At 41.3% G+C, this 22,774-nt stretch carries 15 protein-coding genes; 1 reads left to right on the top strand and 14 read right to left on the bottom strand.

Features of this window, described 5'->3' with window-relative positions:
- Positions 1-155 precede the first annotated feature (155 nt).
- Positions 156-1,085, top strand: a complete 930-nt coding sequence (locus tag D8S85_RS14545; RefSeq protein WP_106481316.1) for a bifunctional riboflavin kinase/FAD synthetase — start codon at positions 156-158, stop codon at positions 1,083-1,085.
- Between the two features lie 54 nt (positions 1,086-1,139).
- On the opposite strand, the gene D8S85_RS14540 is transcribed toward D8S85_RS14545, so the two are convergent.
- From D8S85_RS14540 to D8S85_RS14480, 14 genes are all read right to left on the bottom strand, one after another.
- Positions 1,140-2,366 (bottom strand): OmpA family protein, encoded by a 1,227-nt coding sequence (locus D8S85_RS14540; protein WP_106481315.1) that lies wholly within the window; start codon positions 2,364-2,366, stop codon positions 1,140-1,142.
- Between the two features lie 151 nt (positions 2,367-2,517).
- The gene (locus tag D8S85_RS14535; RefSeq protein ID WP_106481314.1) at positions 2,518-5,592 is read right to left on the bottom strand and encodes a hypothetical protein; all 3,075 of its coding nucleotides are present in this window, start codon (positions 5,590-5,592) and stop codon (positions 2,518-2,520) included.
- Positions 5,593-6,836: 1,244 nt separating this feature from the next.
- Positions 6,837-9,401 carry an adenosylcobalamin-dependent ribonucleoside-diphosphate reductase gene (locus D8S85_RS14530; RefSeq protein WP_106481312.1) on the bottom strand — a complete coding sequence of 855 codons (2,565 nt, stop codon included), beginning with the start codon at positions 9,399-9,401 and terminating at the stop codon, positions 6,837-6,839.
- 334 nt (positions 9,402-9,735) lie between these two features.
- Positions 9,736-10,263, bottom strand: coding sequence for a ribosome maturation factor RimM (gene rimM / locus D8S85_RS14525; RefSeq protein ID WP_106481311.1), 528 nt, complete (start codon positions 10,261-10,263; stop codon positions 9,736-9,738).
- 4 nt (positions 10,264-10,267) lie between these two features.
- Positions 10,268-10,843, bottom strand: coding sequence for a 30S ribosomal protein S16 (locus D8S85_RS14520; protein ID WP_106481310.1), 576 nt, complete (start codon positions 10,841-10,843; stop codon positions 10,268-10,270).
- Positions 10,844-10,930: 87 nt separating this feature from the next.
- Entirely contained in the window at positions 10,931-11,893 is a 963-nt protein-coding gene (locus tag D8S85_RS14515; protein WP_106481309.1) for a hypothetical protein, read from the bottom strand.
- A gap of 3 nt (positions 11,894-11,896) precedes the next feature.
- Positions 11,897-13,180, bottom strand: a complete 1,284-nt coding sequence (locus tag D8S85_RS14510; RefSeq protein WP_106481308.1) for a hypothetical protein — start codon at positions 13,178-13,180, stop codon at positions 11,897-11,899.
- Between the two features lie 22 nt (positions 13,181-13,202).
- Positions 13,203-13,409, bottom strand: a complete 207-nt coding sequence (locus D8S85_RS14505; protein WP_027200674.1) for a hypothetical protein — start codon at positions 13,407-13,409, stop codon at positions 13,203-13,205.
- 16 nt (positions 13,410-13,425) lie between these two features.
- Positions 13,426-14,817 carry a RagB/SusD family nutrient uptake outer membrane protein gene (locus D8S85_RS14500; protein WP_106481306.1) on the bottom strand — a complete coding sequence of 464 codons (1,392 nt, stop codon included), beginning with the start codon at positions 14,815-14,817 and terminating at the stop codon, positions 13,426-13,428.
- Between the two features lie 11 nt (positions 14,818-14,828).
- Positions 14,829-17,393: a SusC/RagA family TonB-linked outer membrane protein gene (locus D8S85_RS14495; protein WP_240648684.1), complete on the bottom strand. Its 2,565-nt coding sequence runs from the start codon at positions 17,391-17,393 to the stop codon at positions 14,829-14,831.
- Positions 17,394-17,422: 29 nt separating this feature from the next.
- Complete coding sequence (locus D8S85_RS21955) at positions 17,423-18,451, bottom strand: STN domain-containing protein (RefSeq protein WP_240648681.1); 1,029 nt, start codon at positions 18,449-18,451, stop codon at positions 17,423-17,425.
- A 70-nt stretch (positions 18,452-18,521) separates the two neighbouring features.
- A complete protein-coding gene (locus D8S85_RS14490; protein ID WP_127075314.1) occupies positions 18,522-19,685 on the bottom strand; it encodes a FecR family protein in 1,164 nt (387 codons plus the stop codon).
- A 72-nt stretch (positions 19,686-19,757) separates the two neighbouring features.
- Complete coding sequence (locus D8S85_RS14485; RefSeq protein ID WP_106481304.1) at positions 19,758-20,315, bottom strand: RNA polymerase sigma-70 factor; 558 nt, start codon at positions 20,313-20,315, stop codon at positions 19,758-19,760.
- A gap of 164 nt (positions 20,316-20,479) precedes the next feature.
- Entirely contained in the window at positions 20,480-22,771 is a 2,292-nt protein-coding gene (locus D8S85_RS14480; protein ID WP_127075310.1) for a S9 family peptidase, read from the bottom strand.
- Between the last annotated feature and the right edge of the window lie 3 nt (positions 22,772-22,774).

Here is a 22,774-nt window from a genome sequence, read left to right as displayed (position 1 = left end):
AACCTCTCCGGTAACAAAATTGCCGGAAAGGTTTTTGCATGATCTCAACCTTCCATCGCTCGTTGATAAATATATCTGCTGTGATTAGGACTTCTTTAGCCCCATAATTCAGTTATTTGTATTATTTTTGCCGCTAACTATTCAAACGACAAGAAATGAAGGTTCACCACGGAGTTGAAAATATAGAGATCAAATGTCCGGTCGTCACGATTGGAAGTTTTGACGGTGTACATTTAGGTCATGCTTGTGTGATACAACATCTAAAAGAGAAAGCGGCCGGTATTGATGGGGAATCCGTCATTATCAGTTTTGAACCCCACCCGAGAGAAGTGCTTTATCCCCGGGAACAAAAAATAGGAATCCTGACAACGCTGGAAGAGAAGATTTCCATTCTGGAAAAATATGGCGTTGACCACTTGATTATCTTGAAGTTCACGCTTGAATTTGCCCAGCAATCCTATACCGATTTCGTGAAAAAGATTCTTGTTGACAAACTAAAAATCAAAGGGCTCGTCGTGGGCTACGATCATCGATTCGGGAAAGATCGAGCCGGGAATTTCGAGAACTTACAGGAATTAGCGAATGAATACGGCTTTTTCCTTGAAAAGGAAGTCGTTTTTGAGGAGGACGATGTAAATGTCAGTTCCACGAAAATCCGTAACGCCCTAACCGTGGGTGATATCACCACGGTCAATCGCTTCCTCGGGTATCCTTATTCTGTCACGGGCAAAGTGGTTTACGGGCATCATCTCGGCCACCAAATCGGCTTCCCGACAGCAAATATCCAAGTTTCCGACGAACGGAAATTACTACCTGCCATAGGCGTGTATGCCGTCAAAGTAATTATCGGGCAAGAGATCTTCAACGGGATGCTTAATATCGGAATCCGTCCCACGGTCAGCAATGACGGGCAAATTTCCTGTGAGGTATATATCTTCGATTTCAACCGGGATCTGTACGGGAAAACCATCACGATAAATTTCATCACTCGCATCCGGGGAGAACGCAAATTCGATGATATCAAAGAATTACGAGCCCAATTACAGAAAGATCAGGAAAAAATACTCGCATTATTGGAATCGTAAGATAAAAGCCACCTTAAATAACAAAGTGGCTTTTCCCGTGTAATATAGAGAGTCTTAGTGCTTTTTCACTTCAACCTTACGAGCCTTTTCCGTGTAAACGTCCTTTTGATCCACGGACATATCCTTACCCTCGCCGAACGTACTCATCCGATCGGTCGAAATGCCTTTGCCAATCAAGTAGACTTTCAAGGCCTCCGCACGTTTCAAGGATAGCGGCAGATTCACACGATCCGTACCCGTGTGGTCCGTGTAACCGCGAATGTCGACCTTCACTCCGGAGAACTCTTTTAACGCTTCCACGATACGAGACAGCTCTCCGGCATAACGCACCGTGTCGATAACCGCCAAATTACGCTTGAAATGAATCGTCGGCAATACCGGGAAAGCCTTCTCCACGGTTTCCACCACCCTCACCACGTTCTCCATCGGTTGCTCTTCTTTCTTGACAACCGGTTTTTGCTCCTCCTTCACCACCGGTCGCGTCTCCTCCTTCGTCGGAAGTATTACCGGGGCAGCGTACATCAAATTCTCACGCTTCTTGTTGTTACCGATCTTCCACACCACCCCGACCGAAAGATTCGCCAACCAGTTGTACTTGGTCGTGCAACAAGTCGCCACACCGTCAAAGTTATTGTTCGATATCCACGCCACACCGGATTTCAATTGCAAATCGATATACTTTCCGGCACGATAGCGCAAAGCCAAGTCTCCTCCCAGCCCCAGATTCACGTCGTTATCCAGCGTGGAAGAAGTATCAAACCGCTTGTCATCCTCTTTCACGTAAAGCTTCGGCGAGAACTTTTGCAAGTAAACTGCCGGGCTCAACACCACCGTCCAACGACGCATCTCTTTCGTCCCGAAAAAGTTATTCACGTTAAAATCCCCGTGTAACCCTAGCGTGAAATATTTCACCTTCGCGTAAAGGTCGTTGTAGTAAGCAAAACCCGCCTCGGGCTTCGTGCCATAATAAGACTCCCCGTTCGGGTAAATCCTGAACTCTTTCTCCCACTCCTTGGCACTCCCTTTCCCCTGCCCCATGTCGGCCGTCAATGACAAACCGAAAGTCGGGGTAAACTGGTAACCGAGTTGCAAACCTCCTTGTCCCCCGATGTAAGTTTTATCAGCGGAGAAGGAAACCATATCTCCACGAAAAATGGAAATACCCCCGTTCACCCCCAAGCTCCAACGGGAGAAATCATTATAAATCTCTTTCTTTTGCTGCTGCGCCGTCAAAAACGAGGTCAACATCAATAGACAACAAGACAATACTATTTTTCTCATACGCTATCTTTCTATTAAAATTACCTGATTAAAGCAGGGGTGCCTAGAACTAGACACCCCCTTCTTCTCCTGGTTGCAAACAATAATGAACATGAAAGAGTTCACTATTTTATTGTAATCTGTACTCCATACTCTACTTCGTACAGTTATATTAGTTGTTAACAGGATTTACTTCCACCTCTACCTGACCGATTACAAATCCCCACTTGTAAGCCACCTTAACCGGGATCCACATCTTGTAAGTAGAAATAATCGTACCCATGTTCGTCTTGTAATTCAGTACCCACTTATCACCAGACTTCTTAAGAGTTAAGTTAGTTCCAACAGGCAAAGTTACACTAGCTTTGTCAACTGTCAAGCTACTATTGGGAACCCAATTGCCTTGACCGTCATCTGCCAAGTTCGTGAGAATCTCCTTATTTGTTAACAAATACTCATTGGTAGCACCCTCAATCGGAGTCGTTACGAATGGTAAGTTGTCAGCACTAATATTCTTCACGTCATAGAATTTACCTAAATTCTCAGGAGTTGTTGGGGTTACCCCATCTCCCGGGAAGGTTACAACATAAGATGCTCCTCTCCAATCGTACATGCTAAGGATCTCATCTAAATCGATTTCATCTCCTAGATCTTGAGCATCCGTAAATGCCTTCGATGCAAGCGGGTTAATATTCAACGGTCTTACGATATCGATATTAAAGTCTTTTGCAATAAGTTCGCCGTTCGGTAAAGTAACTACCAAGTAAACATTATTGATCGTAAATTTACCCGTGTTCAACAATTCTTGAGTTGCCAAAGAAGGAGTCAAAACGATACGATCGTCCACGATCGTGGCAATAACCTCTCCACCCTTCGTAATCTGATCGTTGGTAACAATAACTGTTGCTTTCTTACCATTACCATCAACAACTGTAGCTTTATCTGAAGCATCAGTAGAGAAGATAAATTTAGCTGTAGCACATGTATAATCTGCTCTCTCCGGAGTATAATTCAATACCGCTTTACCATTACTAGCATCTGTTACAAAGAATTCATTCAAATTCTTGTCAAAGATACACTCATCAGGGGTATAACCCGTATTCGGAGCTTGAACATTAAATTGTGCGTTGTTATTGATCCAATAAGTCCTATTTATATTTGCATACACTGTCGGCTGAGAAATAATAAATTCGTCTTCCACAGTCAATGTTTTGTAAACAACAGAAGTATTATTTGCTTCGAAATACAATTGGAGTTTGTATCTACCTTCTTTCATAGTGTTAGCCATTTGAATGGTAGCTCTATTATTTCGATCCAATGCAGTACCAAGTATAGTACTATGATCCTCTGCACCCAATACAACAAACGAATTATCTGCATCAACTAACGTGGTAATATTATCCCATTTACTAGTTTTCTCGTTGAATTTGAATAAACTCCACTTATCGTTTCCTCTATAAGCTTCCACGAATTGATCTTTGCTATACAGACAGTGATTGAATATCTGATCGAAATCAATATATTGTTCAATATTTTTACAAGATGCCGTGAAATTTTCAAGATCATCAATAATGAACGTTTCGTCCGTTTGAAGCTCCTTAAGCACATTGATTTTTAACAATTTGGTCATGATGATTGTTTTACCACCATCCAAACTCATGTTCACCCGAATAACCGGATTTCTACCAATGGCAGCCGTGTTTGCTTGATCAAATTTAATCACACCATTTTTCAAAGATTCCGAATCGATATATTTCGTTTGATCTACTTCTGCCAAGTCATAAGACTCAACCGTATAAGTATAAGTAGGTTCGAAACCGAAAGTAGTCAAAAGTTCTTGGTTAAATTTCAAATCAACACCCGTGTTTGTATAAGTAAAATTCGTGTATCCTTCAATCAAAGGCTTCAAATCGATTCCCGATTGGAACTGCACGTTCAAATGTACTGGAATATTAGCCACATAAGCATCTTTATCAACTTCAGCCATTTTGTACAACTGGGCCAAATCATTAAATTCACCACGCACCAATTTTTTTTGATCTGCATCTTTATTCAAACCAATAAGAATATTTTCTTGCAAAAGTACCATACGTTTTACAGAAACATAATCGGAAGTAACAATACCATTATTCTCTTTGGTATTTTTTAATTGAAGAGCAACTTGATTCACAGTGGCTAGAGCATCATCTTCTTCTCTCGGATTCTCAACACTAGGATCATCATAACCATCTGTATTATTTGCAATAGCAAAATCTTGAGCATTTGCACGAATTGTAAGGATTCCCTGAACATAATCCTTTTCCGTTACTTCATCCAGAGTTGGGGTTACAGCACGTGACAGAACGGTTACATCCTGACGTTTCAGTCCTACAACTTCAAAATTTTCGAATGGAACGCCATCCGGATTCACGTGATATTGCATTTTAACCCAGCCATAAGCCATGTTAGACCACAATTTTTTATTGGCTAAGTTATATTCATAAACTCTAGCTTCCTCAGAATCTCCATCTGTAACAACGACAGGCAAGAAAGCCACGTTATCTACGACCGGATCATAATTCGTCGGGATATAGGTCAATGAAGTTACATAAGTAGCCTCTTGAACTTTAAAAGAAGCAGATTCATCCCCTAATGTAATCGTGACACCGGTTATTACACCCTTGTCATTTTTAACAAAAGCAATAGCATCATTCGGTAAACCTAAATCATAAGATTGCGTCCCAATCCACAATTTACCTCCTTCTACTTTCACTTCAGGACGTACAATAAGATTGGTCGGCTCATCATCAATATAGAGAATTCCATCATCTTTTACCTCAACTTTCGTAGAAGTCCCGATGTTTAAATCTTGTGCAATTTCATCAATATAAAGCTTCCCGTCTATTACCTCAACTTTAGGCACATCGATACTAACTTTTCCCTTGGACTCGTTATTCACAAACAACTCATTGTTTCTCAACTCCACACTATAAGTCGGGATAGTTTGATGAGTTGAATAAGTTACCGTGCCACTAGTACTAACCACTGTCAATCTGCCTGTTGCCTCATCATAAGTAACAGACTTCACGATTCCATCGCCAACTTTAGCTTGCAAATCTTTTAAGCTATTTGCAATTTCTTCAACTTTTGTCTCGAGATTCTCTATATCGTCATCGTAATCCTTACAACCGACGAATGTAGGACTTGCAAGACCACAAAGCAAAACACCCAAAAGTGCCATTTTTGCAAAATTCCGTTTCTTGTTCATACTTTAAATAAATTATATTGGTAATTAAAAAATATCAAGTCACCCTAAAGTGTAACTTTTTCCACTAAAATGTTCGTTTAACTTAAATGTGTATATTTGTAATTTTTTGCATAATATTGCGTCTAAATTTTTAACATCTCGTACTATCAATAAACGTTCGTTTAATGATATTCACAAACCATTGAACAGTAGAGTGTTACGCCTCATAAACCCGATTAATCATGATAATTGCTATTTAGTTTTACTTTCCTCATAACCAGCCTCATATTATCCATCCAAGAGTATCTATCTACAAGTTGAAATGCATTTATGCTCATATTTAGTCATCTATCATGCCATTTTATTTACTCGAAAGGATCGAAATAGAGGTTTATCGCAACAATAAGTACATAAATATCAAATACTTAATAATTATGATAAACTACATCAATAAAAATCACAAACTTTGCAAAGAAAAAAAGAAGATACTTACATACCACTTTACAACGGAAAACGAAGTAAACTTTTCCTAGGGAATACACGTTTATCTTCCGTGGCATATTCGATGTTCTTAGGGATTAAAGACGTATCAAGGACGAATCAAAGACGTTACAAAGACGTTCGTGAACGTCCCTGACACGTCTCCGTGGCGAAATGAATTAGTGCTTGTCTTAGAAATAAATCCCTTATCCATTGGATTACGAATGGTAAATGTACCTTCTTGCATACAGGAGTTTACATCTTACAACAAAATCGTATATAACTACCTAAAAGAATAAGATTTTGGGGATATCCAATAACATAAGGATTAAATGATTCTTTCACATATTAATGATATCGCCACAAACGTATTAAATGTGTATTGTTCCCAATTGGATTATATTGAACTCTTTTTAAAACATTACTCGTAACACCTGTGTCGAAATACGCACATACCACCTCAAAAACAGACGATTTATGTCGTTTTACGCGTATATCAAACAAAATGTAAATAAAATATGAAATTTTTTTTGACCAAATCTTTCATGTTTCATAAAAAGTCGTACATTTGCAATCAATATATGAACGATTATTGATATTTTTTTAACGAGAAAAATAATTGTTAATTTTAACATCAAGCTGTTTCGCTTTATTAATCCACATGGTTTATTTTTGATCCATTCCAATACAAAAGAGGGTATCTGAAAAAGTCCTATTTGGAGAACGCCAAATAGGACTTTTTCAGATACCCTCTTTTATTTATAACTTGAAAGTCTATATAATCATCAACCGCATTTAGAAGAACCGCAAACCTTGCAGATCAAACACCCCTCTTGATAAATAACAGATTTAGAACCACAATTTTCGCAAACAGAACCGGTTGCTTCCGTCCCGTCCGGGATAAATTTCCGTAGCGCTCTTTCCACACCATTCTTCCAAGTGTTGATGTTCTCATTATCGAATTCCATCGCGGCAACCAAATCCACGATTTGATTGATCGGCATTCCATAACGCAAGACACCGGAAATTAATTTAGCATAGTTCCAATACTCTTTATTGAACTTGTATGACAATCCTTCCACCGTTGTCTTGAAACCTCTCTTATTCGAAAATTGGAAGTCGTAACGGCTATTCCCTTCTTCATCCGTGTTCTTCACAATCTTACCGTTGGTCACGGCTTTCGGCAACATGATTCCCTCTTCATCATCGGCGATACCGGTAAAGATCTCGTAAGGACGTCCGCCATACAAACCGATGAAGGCAATCCACTTCTCTTTATTATTCTGGAAACGCACGATCTCTGCATCCAATTCTTTCGGACGCTTGGCTGGCATCGCTCCTCCTTCCGGCTTTTTATCTTTATTGGAAACCAAAACTCCGGAACGGGAACCGTCACGATACACCGTACATCCTTTACATCCACTCTTCCAAGCCTCGATATAAAGTTGACCGACCAGCTCTTCCGAAACATCCGCGGGTAAATTCACGGTAACGCTGATGGAGTGATCCACCCATTTTTGTACACGGCCCTGCATACGCACTTTAGCAACCCAGTCAATATCATTAGACGTTGCCTTATAATAAGGTGACTTTGCCACCATTTCATCGATCTCCTCGTTCGTGTAGCGTTTATGAATATCATACCCGTTTTTCTCCATCCAGACGGCAAATTTATGATGGAACACGACAAACTCCTCGTAAGCATCCCCCATCTCATCCGTGAAATCAACATGCACGTTCTTGTCGTTCGGGTTCACTTTTCTTCTTCTCTTGTAAACCGGCAAGAATACGGGTTCTATACCGGAAGTCGTTTGCGTCATCAAACTGGTTGTTCCCGTCGGGGCAATCGTCAGGCAAGCAATGTTACGACGACCGTATTTTACCATCTCCTGATACATTTCCGGGGCAGCCTCTCTTAAACGAGCAATAAACGGGTTGTTTTTTTCTCGCTCGGCATCAAAAATCTTGAACGCACCGCGTTCCTTGGCCAACTCGACAGACGAACCATAAGCGGCAATAGCCAATTGTTTATGAATATCCACGGAGAAATCAATCGCCTCATCACTACCGTAACGCAACCCGAGAGCTGCCAACATATCACCTTCAGCCGTGATACCGACCCCGGTACGACGCCCTTCTCTGGCTTTTGCCTTGATTTTCTCCCACAAACGAATCTCAACGCCTTTCACCTCGTTATCTTCCGGATCCGACTCGATCTTCGCGAGAATGGCATCGATTTTCTCCAATTCCAAGTCAATGATATCATCCATCAGGCGTTGGGCGATAGCCACATGTTTCTTAAACAGCTCGTAGTCGAAATACGCGTTTTTCTCGAAAGGATTTACCACGTAAGAGTACAAGTTGATTGCCAACAAACGACACGAGTCGTACGGGCACAACGGTATCTCGCCACAAGGGTTCGTGGAAACCGTTCTGTAACCCAAGTCGGCGTAGCAGTCGGGCACGCTCTCCCGAATGATCGTATCCCAGAACAAGATGCCCGGTTCGGCAGATTTCCACGCGTTGTAAACAATCTTATTCCACAATTTTACCGCACTGATCTGTTTCACGTTCTTCGGCTCGTCAGAATATACCGGGTATTTTTGAATATAATCACGCTCCTCGATAACCGCTTTCATGAACTCGTCGTCAATTTTCACCGAAATATTAGCTCCGGTTACTTTCCCCTCGGTCATTTTCGCGTCAATGAAACTCTCCGAATCCGGGTGATTGATGGAAACGCTCAACATCAACGCTCCCCGACGACCGTCTTGTGCCACCTCCCGGGTTGAATTTGAATAACGCTCCATGAAAGGAACAATTCCCGTGGATGTCAAGGCTGAATTCTTAACCGGAGATCCTTTCGGGCGGATATGCGACAAATCGTGTCCGACGCCTCCTCTCCGTTTCATCAGTTGTACCTGTTCCTGGTCAATTTTCATCACCCCGCCATAGGAATCGGAAGGACCATCATGTCCTATCACGAAACAATTAGAAAGGGATGCAATTTGATAATCGTTACCGATACCCGTCATCGGACCTCCTTGCGGAACAATATATTTAAAATCACGCAACACCTCGAAAATCTGTTCTTCCGTCATCGGGTTCGGGTAGTTTCTCTCGATCCGAGCGATTTCTGAAGCTAAACGATGATGCATGTCATCCGGGTTCAACTCGAAAATATTCCCGTAGGAATCTTTTAAAGCGTATTTGCTCACCCAAACACGGGCAGCCAGTTCATCCCCCTTGAAATAATTCAAGGAACTGCTATAAGCCTCCTCTTGCGTGTAGACTTTCCTTTCTTCCACAGTTTCTTTTTGTTTTTCCACTTTCTTCGTAGTTTGTTCCATTAGCGTATTATATAAATAGTATTTTTATGGCCAATTCATTAAGGACAAAACTAAAGAAAAAAAATTTCTTGGAAAAATGTTTTTACTAACAAAACATGAAAGTTATCCAAAACAAAATCGCAATAAAATGATAATGATACTATTAATGTTTTATACGTGGTTGAAAAATTTTCCAAATATAAAATTGATCCAAACTAGAAATATTTTCTTGAAATATTTTGCTTTAATAAAAATTGAACTTTACACGATAAGTACCCTACTCCGAAACACCCGATAAGACACGCAAGTAACTCTCTATTTTTAGCTATTTACAGGTTTGAATGTTTAAAAAGACTTAATAAAGTTCTTTGATCTCTTCAGAAATATTTACATGCAATTTTTTCTCTTCATGAGAAATACCCAAGACATATTCATTGGATACGGGAAGAAGAATTTCTTTGGAAAATATTTTTATCGTGAGCACCACGTTGCCCGAATAGTTGTCTGCCTGCTCCACGACACCCGTCTCTCCCGTCGACTCGTCCAGCACGGAATACCCGATCAGGTCGGAAAGTTCAAAAGGCAATTCGTTTTCTTCTTCCAACAGGTATTTATCCATTAACAGGTCATGACCTACCAGACGATCCGCTTGCTCCTTCGAGTCAACAAAATCAAATTTGACAATATAAGAAGAATGGTTTCTTTCCGTCAAACCATCCTCGGCAATATAAAAGGGAACCGGTGCTCCTTCTAAAAGAATAAACACCGGCTCATCCATGTATTGTTCAAGAAGATCATTATCCGTATAAACAACAAGGGCTCCCTGTAAGTTATGAGTCTTACCTATCTCCCCTATCTTTACACAATCTTCTTTCTTGACCATAAAATTACTCTGCTGCTGGAGTTTCTGCGGGAGCTTCTGGAGCTGCCTCTGCGGCTTCAGTTGCAGCGGCCTCTACTTCTGCTCTGGCAGCGGCTTCTGCTTCAGCTTTTGCAGCTGCAATTTCAGCTTGTTTTTTAGCCACGATTTCAGCTTTAGCCTCTTTCACTTTAGTCTCAGCTTCCAGACGAGCCTTATAAGCGCTCTCTGATTCGTTAGCCAAACGAGCAATTTTAGCCTGAATTTTAGCAATCTTCTCTTTCTTCCAAGCTTCAAATTTCGTGTCAGCAGCAGCCATATCAAACGCACCTTTCTTCACACCTTCCAACAAGTGCTTTTTCATAAGTACTCCCTCGTAAGAAAGAATTCTTTTAGCCGTGTCAGTCGGTTGAGCTCCGGTCATCAACCAGTATAACGCTCTGTCGAAATTCAAATCAATCGTAGCCGGGTTGGTCATCGGGTTGTAAGAACCGATTCTTTCAATGTAACGACCATCACGCGGTGCTCTACTATCTGCTACCACTACATGGTAGAACGGACGTCCTTTACGACCGTGTCTTGCTAATCTAATTTTAGTTGCCATTCTTTTTAATTTTAACTGATTAATTACTTGCCTATTCTCGATAAGCGGGTGCAAAGATAAGCAATTAATTGAAAGTTGAAAATTCTTTTAGGGCAAAACATTTTGAAAAACACGTTCTATTTCTTTCACGTACTTCGGATTAACTACAATTTCTTTGTACCTGTTTTTCAATATCGCCACGGCTTCCTCCGGCAATTCATTATAATACTGCATCACGAAATTATTTCCTATATCATCCCGAATCTGTTCATGCAAGCCCAATTTGTTCAACTCGTCTATATAAGCATTCACGAATCGTTCCGGCTCGGACATCAAATCAGCTAATTTTTCACCCAGCAAATTATTCCAATACGAAACTTCGTAGATCTTATAGCGATACACGCTCCGGTAAACATTTATATCATTTTTCGGCAGCATCCGATCAAATATATTGAAATCGGCAGGCGTCTCACTTTTGTCTTCCCGATTTAACAAGGAGTGATACATGGGATAATAAAAATAAGAGGCCGCCAACGGCACTTTTACCTGCATTCGAAATAATTGCACAAATGCCGGATCGCACGTGTTCTTTTCCACGAATGCTGAAATAATACGATCATTAAAACGTACAATGGAATCCATGAACTGTTTAAAATCAGCCGGCGGGAGTACAAACATCTCCTGTGTTGACGGGAACCACTGCTTTTGGTAATAATCAACCATCATTCGGGTTTCCGGGTTATCACCCTCCAAGAACTCAACAGATTCATAGTCACCCTCCTGCACGCTCTTCACATCCATCTTCAAGCGTACGCTCTTCCCCGACAGCAAATAAAGAGGAAAAGCAGCCTTTCCATTTGCCAAGCGCACGTATCCTGCTTCTTTTAACGGCAAGATAGTCTCAAAATTTCCCGTACTGTCTAAAGCCACCGTAATGGTTGTGTCTTGTCCGCAGATTTCAAAATATAATTTATCTCCTTTATAATGAAGCAAATCTCCCGAAACCTTCACCCCATGAATAGGATTGCATGCCCACAAGCATGCAATCCATAAAGCTATATACCACTTCATCGTCTATTTCACTTTGGTAAAATGATATCGAACCATATGAAAATCCATCGGGAAATCGCCTTCTGCCGCATAATCAGCATTGCTCTTATATGTATCATACAGAAAGTCAGTAGGTTCATAATCCAACACGGTCACTTCCAAAGTCTCTTTATCATCCAACAATCTAAAACCGACTTGTACTGCTCTCAACTTTTCATTCGTACCAGAGAAATTCACATTTGCTTGACTCAATTCCAACATAGAAGCAGTAACCATAGGCGGCCGACCTATTCCGGCAAGTTCATACAAATATAACTGTTGTTCCCTCAAGAACTTTACATCGCAATCCCTAAAATATTTCGCCATATCTCCCGTTGCATGAACTTTTAACTTTGCCCCGCCGTCCACAAACTCTAATATATCCGTCGGTAAATTATTTTCCGGTAAATGTGCCACCTCGTCCAATCCCCCGTACCAATTATTCTCTCGCAGATACTCTATTGACGTTACCTCTTTGAAAGCCCACTTTCCGACCAAACGATCAGGCGTTGTCATCCCTTTTATATAAATCTCAGTTTGATCCACATCTCCCGGCAGCACTCGATCATTCCCGTCCGGAACTAATAAAAACAAGGTCGTTTTCCCCTCTTCCCATTTCAAAAACTTAATTTTTATTGTACCATAACTCTTTTTGGCCGGAATAACAAACATTTTATCAGGATTATCCACGAATTCATAATGCACATGTTCTATGGCCGTTGAATGTTTCCCCACGATGAAAGGAACTTTTGTATCCGTACTCGCCGAGAAATATTTTCCCGTATTTGCATCCTTTGCATTCATACGAACCTCAAGCTCTCCGGGTAACACGTAGTTCTCTTCTGCAAAAGCACAAATTAACTGTCCTTTAGTAAGCACTTCGATCAACGTAAAATTATATTCTCCCAATACATACCCCTCTACCGGACTCAATTCCAATTTTATCGTTTTTCCTCCCTCGAAATTATTCTTGGGAGTCACGGTAATACTAGCAGTTCTTTCTCCCGCGGGAATAACAAACTCATCAGCCGAAAGTTCATACTCTTCCCCCTGAACGGCAGCACCCCGCACGTTAAACTTAACCGATGTATTCGCTTGTACCGGTTCGGAAACCTGAATCTCCACCTCCAAAGGATTCTCGGCATCCAATGTATAGATCAATTTCGAAAAAGCCAGTTGAGGCCCTTTCTCTTCACTGTCATCATCGTTACATGCTACAAAGCACATCGACAACAGCAGGCAGGCAATCGATATAATATTCTTCATCATATTTCTCTTTAATCTTTAGCTATTACAACCCTTGAATCGCGTTATTATACTCCTCTTTCAGCAACCGTATCTCTTCTCGTTCTTCCAAAGTCAGCGGTCGTGCTTTAGGCAACTGGTAATCCTGACTTTCTGTCAAAATACGCGGCGGGACATCATCCGGTTTATCACATCCTCCACAAAAAGACAACAAAACAAACCCTAAACCCATCAATATTATTCTTGTTTTCATACTTACCTCCTTTTCATTACTTGACATAACCTTCATTTTGAATCATTCCCGGGATCAAATCAATATCCCTCGAAGGAATCGGTGCGGTATACATAAATTGTTTCGTCTCGTATTTAAGCCCGTCTTTAGCAATCCAAAACTCCGGGCATCCGTTCCGTTTCAAGTCGAACCAGCGATCACCTTCCATGAACAACTCTTTCCGTCGTTCACAATGTATCGCCCACAACAAGGGAGTAAAAGCCCCTCCTTCCGCATTTACCCGGACCAAAGCAAGCTCATCCACGGCAGGTAAATTCCCCATGGTATAGGGAGTATAATTCGAAATCCGTTTTGACCTCAACAAATTCAAATACTCAAGCGCCTCTCGTGTTTGATTCAAATAAGCATACGACTCCGCCATAATCAAACACATCTCCGCGCTTCTGACGCAAGCCAACGGAACCTTCTGTGCCTCTCGTTTATTGTTAAACAAAAACGAATACCGAACATCTTGCTCTTTCTCAACAAATAGATCAATAAAACTTTTACTTACAGGTTTCACGGCTAAATACCCTTTGGCTCCATTATAGTTCTGATCGCCACTCGTATGAGACAACATGTAAGAACGCAAAAGGATATTACCCTTCCGGGCATGTTGGGCAGAGAGCATTTCAACATACTCGTTTCCCTCCACCAAGGGATAAGCCTCCAATATTTCTTTGGCCACGGGTATCGCCTGTTCCCAATTTTGTGACCAAAAATATAGTCTAGCCAAATAAGCTTTGGCCACATCCACCGTGTAACGATAAATTTCCGATTGGGAATTATAAGAAATTCCTTTCTTCAAATCTTCTTCTATAAGCGACACAATTTCCTGCAGACTTGACCGTTTCGGGCGTGCTTCCATATCAAAACGCGTCACGATTGAAAGTCCCAATTGTTCATCTGCCTTTTGCTTGTTATAAGGTTCACAGAAAAGACGCATCAGATTGTAATAAGCGACACCCCGCAGCGTGTAGGCCGTGGCATAACATGCCTTTGCCATCTCCGTGTCAGTCTCTTTCATTTCGTGTATCACCAAGTTACAATTCCTGATCAAGGCATACAACTTCTCGTATTCAGACTTAAACGAATTCAAGCGGTCACCCACATATTTGGGAATAGCACCCATTCCAACGACATTCTTTGTCAAACTATTCTCTACGTTATCACTAAAACACTCGAATTCCAACTTTTCCATCGCGTTGCCCAATATAGCATCGTCATAACCATCATCGATCTCGCTCAGATGACTGTTCAACAACGCAGCGAATTCTTCAGCCGTCTTAGGAATCACCTCGCCTTTCGGTTTCACATCCAAGTACTCCTTACAAGATACACAAGCAAAGAATACGATTAAAAACACACTTATATTTTTCAAATTCTTCATAATCACACAAATTAAAAGCCTAAACTAAGTCCAAATGAACAGGAACGTGCCAAAGGATAAGTGGCCCCGGGCGTTTCCGGATCCAATCCCGAATAATTCGTTATCGTAAATAAATTCGTCAGGATAAAGGAAAAACTCAAAGAAGAAACACCCATTTTACTCACCACATCCAAAGGCAACGAATAAGACAACGACATATTTTTCACCCGCAAGAAAGAGACATTCTCCAGCATGGTTGCCCGGGTAATCGTACTGGATGTCGGGTAAATCTGGTCATAATAAAGTTTTTCGCCATACGTATCGATAATCCTGGGATACTTTACTCCGGTTCTGTTATTCTCCGTCCAACGATTCGTCACGTCTTTCCGCACATTCAAATGATTCACGTACAAATCATTTTCACTCGTCGGGATCTTTTCTCCCGATGACATTCCCGTAACGCTTATCGTGTTATAACTCACCGGCGACGTTATCTCATCCACAACCTTTCCTCCTAATGAATAAGCACCGCCGACATTCAAGGAAAGCGTCTTCCAGGAGAAGCTAAAATTAAAACCTCCCGTTACCGGAGCTGTTGATGTTCCCTTGTAGAATATATAGTTATTCACATCACTCAAATCTGTTGGCTTCAAAATATCTGCATCCGGACGTAGCTTATATTTATACAACCCGGTTTCCGGATTTATTCCCGTTGATTTACCTGCAAAAATCGAACCTAGAGGATACCCGACAAAATTATTGGCCGAATAAGATATCGGTGACGTGTAACGTTTCAAAATATTACTATTCCAGGCTACATTTACCGAAGCGTTAAATCTAAAATCACTACACTTAAAGACAAGCGCCTGCAATGTTGCCTCAATTCCTTTATTCTCGATCTGAGAAGTATTATAACCTTGCCCCCTGAATCCTGTCATGTAAGGGACATCAACACTTGTCACGAGATCCTTGCTCAAGCGATAATACGCCTCAACCAAACCATTAATCCGGTTATTAAAAAGTCCGAAATCCAAAGCTACTTTCATATCCCGCGTTTTCTCCCAACGCAAATGAGGATTGGGAGCCTTCCGAACTTCCCCGATGCGAAGATTTTCCAAGTCGGTTTTCCGATAAGAGGTTGAGTAATACATAATCAACTCCGGCTTTTCCGTTTTATTCACGTTCCCGGTATATCCCATCGCCATACTTAACTTCAAACGACTAAGAACAGGACGAAGTTTTTCCATGAAATGCTCGTCACCCACGTGCCAAGCCAAGCCTAAAGACCACGTCGGGTTAAACTGTTCGTCACTACCGAAATTATTTGACCCGTCAGTACGGAAAGAGAGACTGGCAATATACTTATCATACAAACTATAATCCACGGAAGCATAAAACGACGCGAAACGAGTTTCCTCGATAGATTGCCCGGAAAGCCCGTCAATCAAATTCGTCATATCCACTAACTTATTATAGTCAACCTTATCATCTGTCTTTTCCGGGGCCGGGGTAGAAGAATTTCCGGTAACGGGATCATAACCATAACGTTTCTCGTAAATACTTTTCGCTTTAGAGCCTCGTATTTCCGCTCCGGCCAATACCTGCAGGCGATGAATCGAATTGAAAATATCCGAATAATTCAATTGCCATCTCGCGCTATAATTCGTGTTATTAGCTGAAGATTGGGTAATTGACCCGTAACTTCTCCGGCTATTCCAATCGTCCAATACACTAGGCTTATCTCTAAAAGCGGCATACGTATCAATACCATTGATGTTATCCGATTTATTATTGATAAAATTATACGAAAGCAAACCGGAAAAACGGAACTTTGAAGAAATCGTGTAATTCAAACTTAACATCAAATTGGCAGCATAATCATCTGCAACACTAGACGTTTCATTAATTTCCCGCATAATATTATACCCGTTGGCAGGAAGTATGGCCTCTCGCCCGCCATTAATTTGATTCAGATTATAATACGTATAATCCGGTCTGTATGAGCCGTCTTCATTATACGGCTTCTCGTAAGGATTGGCAAAATAAGCATATTGGAAAGGATTCACATTCAACGAGGAACCATCTGATTTTTGTTGAGAAAAATCAATTCCCAAATCTACTGAAACTCGCTCGTGAGGATTCAATTTCACCTTTGTAGACAAACTGTATCGATCGTAAGAAGTTTTTCTCAGTATTCCGTTATCCTTCGAATAACCAAGTGAAACATAATATGTTGCTATATCACTTCCCCCGGATAAAGACAAGTAGTGATTCATCGAAAAGGCTGTCCGGAACAACTCGTCAAACCAATTCGTCGTGGTTTTAGACAAGTCCGCTATATAAGCATCTTGCTCCGCGGCACTCATCGGTTCGAACCCCTCGTCGGTCCAAACCTTACCGTCCTTCCCCAGCTTATTGGCCCGTAACATTCCGACAATACCAACCACCGGATAATACGTCCCGTTCGTAAACCCATCTGCCGAAAATTCATCCCACAACTCCTGCTCCCAAGCCAATTTTTGTTTCGAATTCATTAAATTACCATCTCTTTGCGGTTTCATCACCATCGAAAAATTAGCCGAATAATTCACAGCCATTTTTCCGACTTTACCTCTTTTCGTCGTGATCACGATAACTCCCCCGCGGCTCTTGAACCATAAATCGCGGCAGCAGAAGCATCCTTCAATATGGTAATATTTTCTATATCATTCGGATTTATCCCTGCTATACCGTTAGCAAAAATATCATTGAAATCTCCCGCTTTAATGCGTCCTTTTTCAATACTCGGTATGTTACGTTGCAAAGGCACCCCATCAACTACCCATAAGGGCTCAGCATCCCCGGTAAGCGTATTCGTTCCCCGAATCCGAATCTTTGCCGATTCACCCGGACGACCGGATTTGGCCACGATACTCACACCGGCCACCTGTCCTTGCAACAATTGATCTATCGACGTGGGCACCTTATTTTCAAACACCTCTTTACCCACCACAGCCACGGAACCCGTGGTTCGTTTTTGAGTCGTCTGCGTGTACCCCGTGGAAACAACCACCTCATCCAACTGCCCCACGGCCATCTTCAACACCACATTCACGTGGGTCTCCGCACCTGCCAGTTTGACCTCCCGCGTCTCCATCCCAATAAAAGAAAACTGTAAAACCTGATACCCATCCGGCATATCCAAAACAAAATTCCCGGTAGCATCTGTTGAGACGCCCATCGTTGTTCCTTTAATCATTACCGTAACACCGGGTAATGGCGCCCCGTCCTCATCTTTCACACTCCCCCGGATCACCTTAAACTTCCGTCCGGATGATTCCTGTGGAGCCCTCTCCAATAAAATAATCCGGTCCTGAATTCGATAACGCAACCCCGTCCCCTTCAACACTTCCTTCATCACGCTATCCAAAGAGACTTCCTTGACATCTACCGTTATCCCGCCAAGATCCTTCACGAACTTCTCGTTGTACACGAAATTATACCCGGATTGCTTTTTGATCTCTTCCAGCACTTTAACCAGCTTCTCATTGGTCACCTTCAAGGTTATCTTTTCCGGTGAATGCCCTGCCCAAAGCGTGCCTGATGCAAACAACAATAGCATCAAAAATGCACAACACTTGTTGAATTTTCTGAAAAAAAACTTTTCTACCATCATTTTTACCTATATTTGTGTGTTATGTCTATATAACATTTTGCGTTAAAGAGATTAGGAAAGACCAATTAGCCTAATCTCTTTTCTTTTGTACATAGACGATTTTGCGTTCTACTTTAAATGACACGGAAGTTGAAGACTCAATCACGGCAAGCAAAGACTCTAACGATACATCGCTTGACACATCTCCCGTATAATACTCCTCCTCAAATACTTGTTCTCGAATAACGGTTACATCATAATACCGGGACACTCGTTTCAAAATTTCCGTCAACGAAGCATTCCTAAAACTGAAATTACCACTCTTCCAAGCAATATAATGCTCTGTGTCACATTTTGAAACGTGGATCTTAGCCTGCACGTCATGCATATTCACCTCTGCCATATACCCCGGGGTGATGATCCGGGATTCCCCTTTCCCTGCAGACACTTCCACAAGCCCCTCGACCAAAACGACAAAACTCTTTCCCTCATCCTCGTACGTATTCACGTCAAAGGTAGTCCCCAGCACCTTCACATCCATTTTATCCGTACTCACGATAAAAGGACGGGAACTATCTTTTGCAACCTCAAAGTAACCTTCTCCACGCAAACTGACCTCCCTTTTATCTTGACCAAAAGATACCGGATACTTTATCTTTGAATCTGCATTTAACCATACTTTTGTTCCATCCGAAAGAACCAAATGGTAGAATGTCCCTTTCGGAATGATCAACTGGTTAAACTCCAACTCCTTTTTATGCAAAGAATCCGGTTGAACATATTCCAAACGATTCCCCTCATAAAGTTTTGTTCCTTTATCCAATTTTACCTCATCTTGTCCCACGTTCGAAATATCTACCACTTCTCCGGTCGACAACACAAGGCAAACATTATTTTGTTGTCCCTGTTCAGCCAGTACAACTCGCTCCTCTCCTAAAGTGCCCAACCACAACCACAATACACTTGTTATTAATAAACAAACACTTGCCGCAACTGCTACTCCCACTCTTATATTCCTCTTCCTTTGTTGTTGCCGTTTCTTGAAACTCTTCCATTTCAAATCAACATCCACCCCATCATACCGTTTTTCTAATTCTTCCGTGGAAATTCTTTGTAAGTTTAAAAAGACATGTTCCTTCTCCTTGGACTCACTCCTCCAGGAATCCAATTGTCTTTTTTCCGAATCATCCAACCCGGCAATTCGTTCTTTACAGATTAATTTAGCTATAAATAAATACTGAATTATCTCTTTCATCTATCTCTCGTTTTCCCAATAACGATCGAGATAAAAAACAGTATAGGTAAATTTTTTACTTTTTTTCAAAAACTATAATAACATGGCAATTATTAAGAACAAATGTCCCAAAGACTTATTCAATTCTCTATAAGCAACCGATTTATGAAATTTCACCGTTGTTTCACTTATCCCCATTTCCTCCGCGATCTCCTTATTCTTCTTGCCTTCTAAATGCAATTTGATCACCGTCTGCACCTGAGGGGTTAATGATTGTATCGCCTTGTGAATTAAGAAACGACTCTCCTCATCTATGATTGCCTGCATTAAATAATCACTGGTTTCCAATTCTTTTGAGAATTCACTAGAATAACGTTCTTTAATTTTTTCATGACGAATATAATCTAAACACTTGTTTCTAAGAGTTCGATAAATAAAAGCCTGCAAGGATGCTTCAGAATCAAACATTTTCAAATGCCGAGACCAAACAACAATAAAAGTTTCCTGTACTATATCTTCCCGCACATACGGATCATTAATAAAGCGAGACGTAAAGGCAAAAAACTTAGAGAAATGCTCTTTAAAAAAGTGCTTAAAAATAAGCACTTCCCCATTCAAAAATCGAATATACTCACATTGTTCCTCTGTCATTAAACGATCCTTTTTTGATTTTTGCATTTTCAAGAAAGACGTTAAATCTTGTGAGTACAAAAAATTAAATGCTGATAATTAGGTTAAGCTAAAAAGTGTTATCTTTGAATTACAAATAATTTCTTATTGAAAATAGTTGTCAAAAAAGGATCGTTTAAACATGGTCAGTCAACCTTATCCATATCAGCACTATTTAGCCTTTGTCCTAAAAGATTTTCAACAAAATAATATCGGATAAGATTCACATAATATGGAGAACCCAAGCCGTGATCTGCCCCGGGAATAAGCATCAAATCAAAGCGTTTATTTGCCTGCATCAATGCATTGGCCAACCGGATTGTATGGGCCATATGCACGTTAATATCCATATCTCCGGTTATCAACAGTAACTTCCCCTTCAAATTCTTGGCTAATTCAATTGTTGTCGGGATCTTGGATTCAAACGAATATACCACGCTATCCTGTTTTCCCACTCTCTTTTCGTGCATTTTCACGCCATGATAAGTCTCACCCCACCATTTCGTATATATATTATTATCATGATTACCGGATGCGGCAACCGCAACTTTATAGAAATCCGGATACGTCAGAATAGATGCTGCAGCCATAAAACCACCTCCGGAATGTCCGTAAATCCCCACCCGATCCAAATCAATAAAAGAATATCGATTAGCCAACTGTTCGACCACGAACTTGCAATCCGCCAAAGCATAATCCCTCAAATTTCCATACCCGAAACAGTGATAATTTCGTCCCCGGGTAAAACAACTACCCCGAAAGCCGACATTCACCACGATAAAACCCAACTGAGCCAAAGACTCGTTTCCATTATCATCCAACGTGAAAGACTGTGGAACAAAATTCTCTTGCGGTCCCGGATACACGTTCACGATAATCGGGTACTTCCGTGTCGTATCCATATCAAACGGCCGATACATCACGCCATAAAGATCCGTCATCCCATCTGCCGCTTTCACTCTTATCCGTTCCGGCTTCTTCCATCCCGTCTCGTACAGCAAACGCAAATCGGGACGTTCCAATTCCATGATTTTTTTCCCCTTCATGTTCCTTAATTCGGCAATAGGCTCCTGATCCGCCCGAGAATAATTATCAATCAAATATTTCCCGTTCTTGGCCAGATCAATCGAATGAAACCCGTCTCCGGGAGTCAACAACGTCAAATCGGAACCATCAAAATTCACTTTATAGAAAAGACGATACTCCGGATTAATCCCCTTCTCCCGGCCATACCCCTCAAACACGAAACTACGTCCCAACGTATCCATCTCCATGATTCTCCCGGCCACGAAATCACCCGTCGTCACCGGATTCTTCAACTGCCCGTCCTTGTTGTAAAGATAATATTGCCCCCAACCGGAACGTTCTGACCACCAAAGAATATCCTCCCCTCCATTCAATATTCGGCATTCAAACAACTGCTCTGTAAAATGCGGTTCACAACGTTCGTGAATAATTTCAAAAACCTCTCCCGTACGAGTATCTACCCGGCAAAGATCCATTTCGTCACACGTCCGGCTCTTACGGGTAAAATAAATATATTCCGGGTATTTATTAAAATCAAAAAGTATTATTTTCACCTCTTGATCCGGATATTTCGCAATATCAACCACCTGATGCGATCTCTTTTCCGCGTGAAACAGATGCAAATCATACGTGTAGACATATTTTTCCCCGGGCATAGGGAATTTATAAGTCTTCAACGTCGGACGAGGCTCTGCCAGATGGTCAATCAAATATCCCTCTCCCACATTCCGGCGATCCTGTCGCAAAGCATAGAACACCTTGGAATCCCTCGACCAGGTAATTGATGCCCCTTCCCTCTTATCCGTATCCTTATCCCGTTGAAAAGAATAAGAATAATAACGCTCCCCATCCGTCGTCAACTGGTAAGAAATCGTGTCTCCTCTTTCCTGCAGATACACGTTATGCTTATAAGCATACACCATATAGTTGCTATCCGGAGACCAGCGTTGCCAATAAGGAACGTGACTAAAACTATTTCCTTTACTTTCCCGTGAATATTCTTTCAAGACATTGCGTTTCACATCGTATTCAAAATCTTTCCCGTACTTGGAAAATATCAACCGATAAGGATTATCCCCCTCAAAACGGACTCCTCCCAATTTAAAATCCCGCACATTTTCAGTTTTACCCGTCAACTCCGCTAATTTCGCTGCAAGTCGCTCCGTTGAAAACAATTTCTGCTTCTTACCTTTCCCGGCATCCACCAAATAATACACCGTCCCGTCGCTCGTCGTGTAATAATACCAGAAAAAATCAGAATTTCCAATCCACGAGGGATAAACCGATAAACTATGGACATAATCAGAAAGGTTCTTCTCGGAAAACTTGACACAAGCCTCAAAATTTGCCTTCTGTGCAAATACACCACTCCCCATCAAGAAGAGTAGTAGGCATACAATACTTCTCATCATGTT

Source organism: Butyricimonas faecalis, from assembly GCF_003991565.1.
Taxonomy (GTDB): Bacteria; Bacteroidota; Bacteroidia; order Bacteroidales; family Marinifilaceae; genus Butyricimonas; species Butyricimonas faecalis.
The sequence above is the reverse complement of the archived record's forward strand: the minus strand, read 5'-3'. Positions and strand labels throughout refer to the sequence as shown.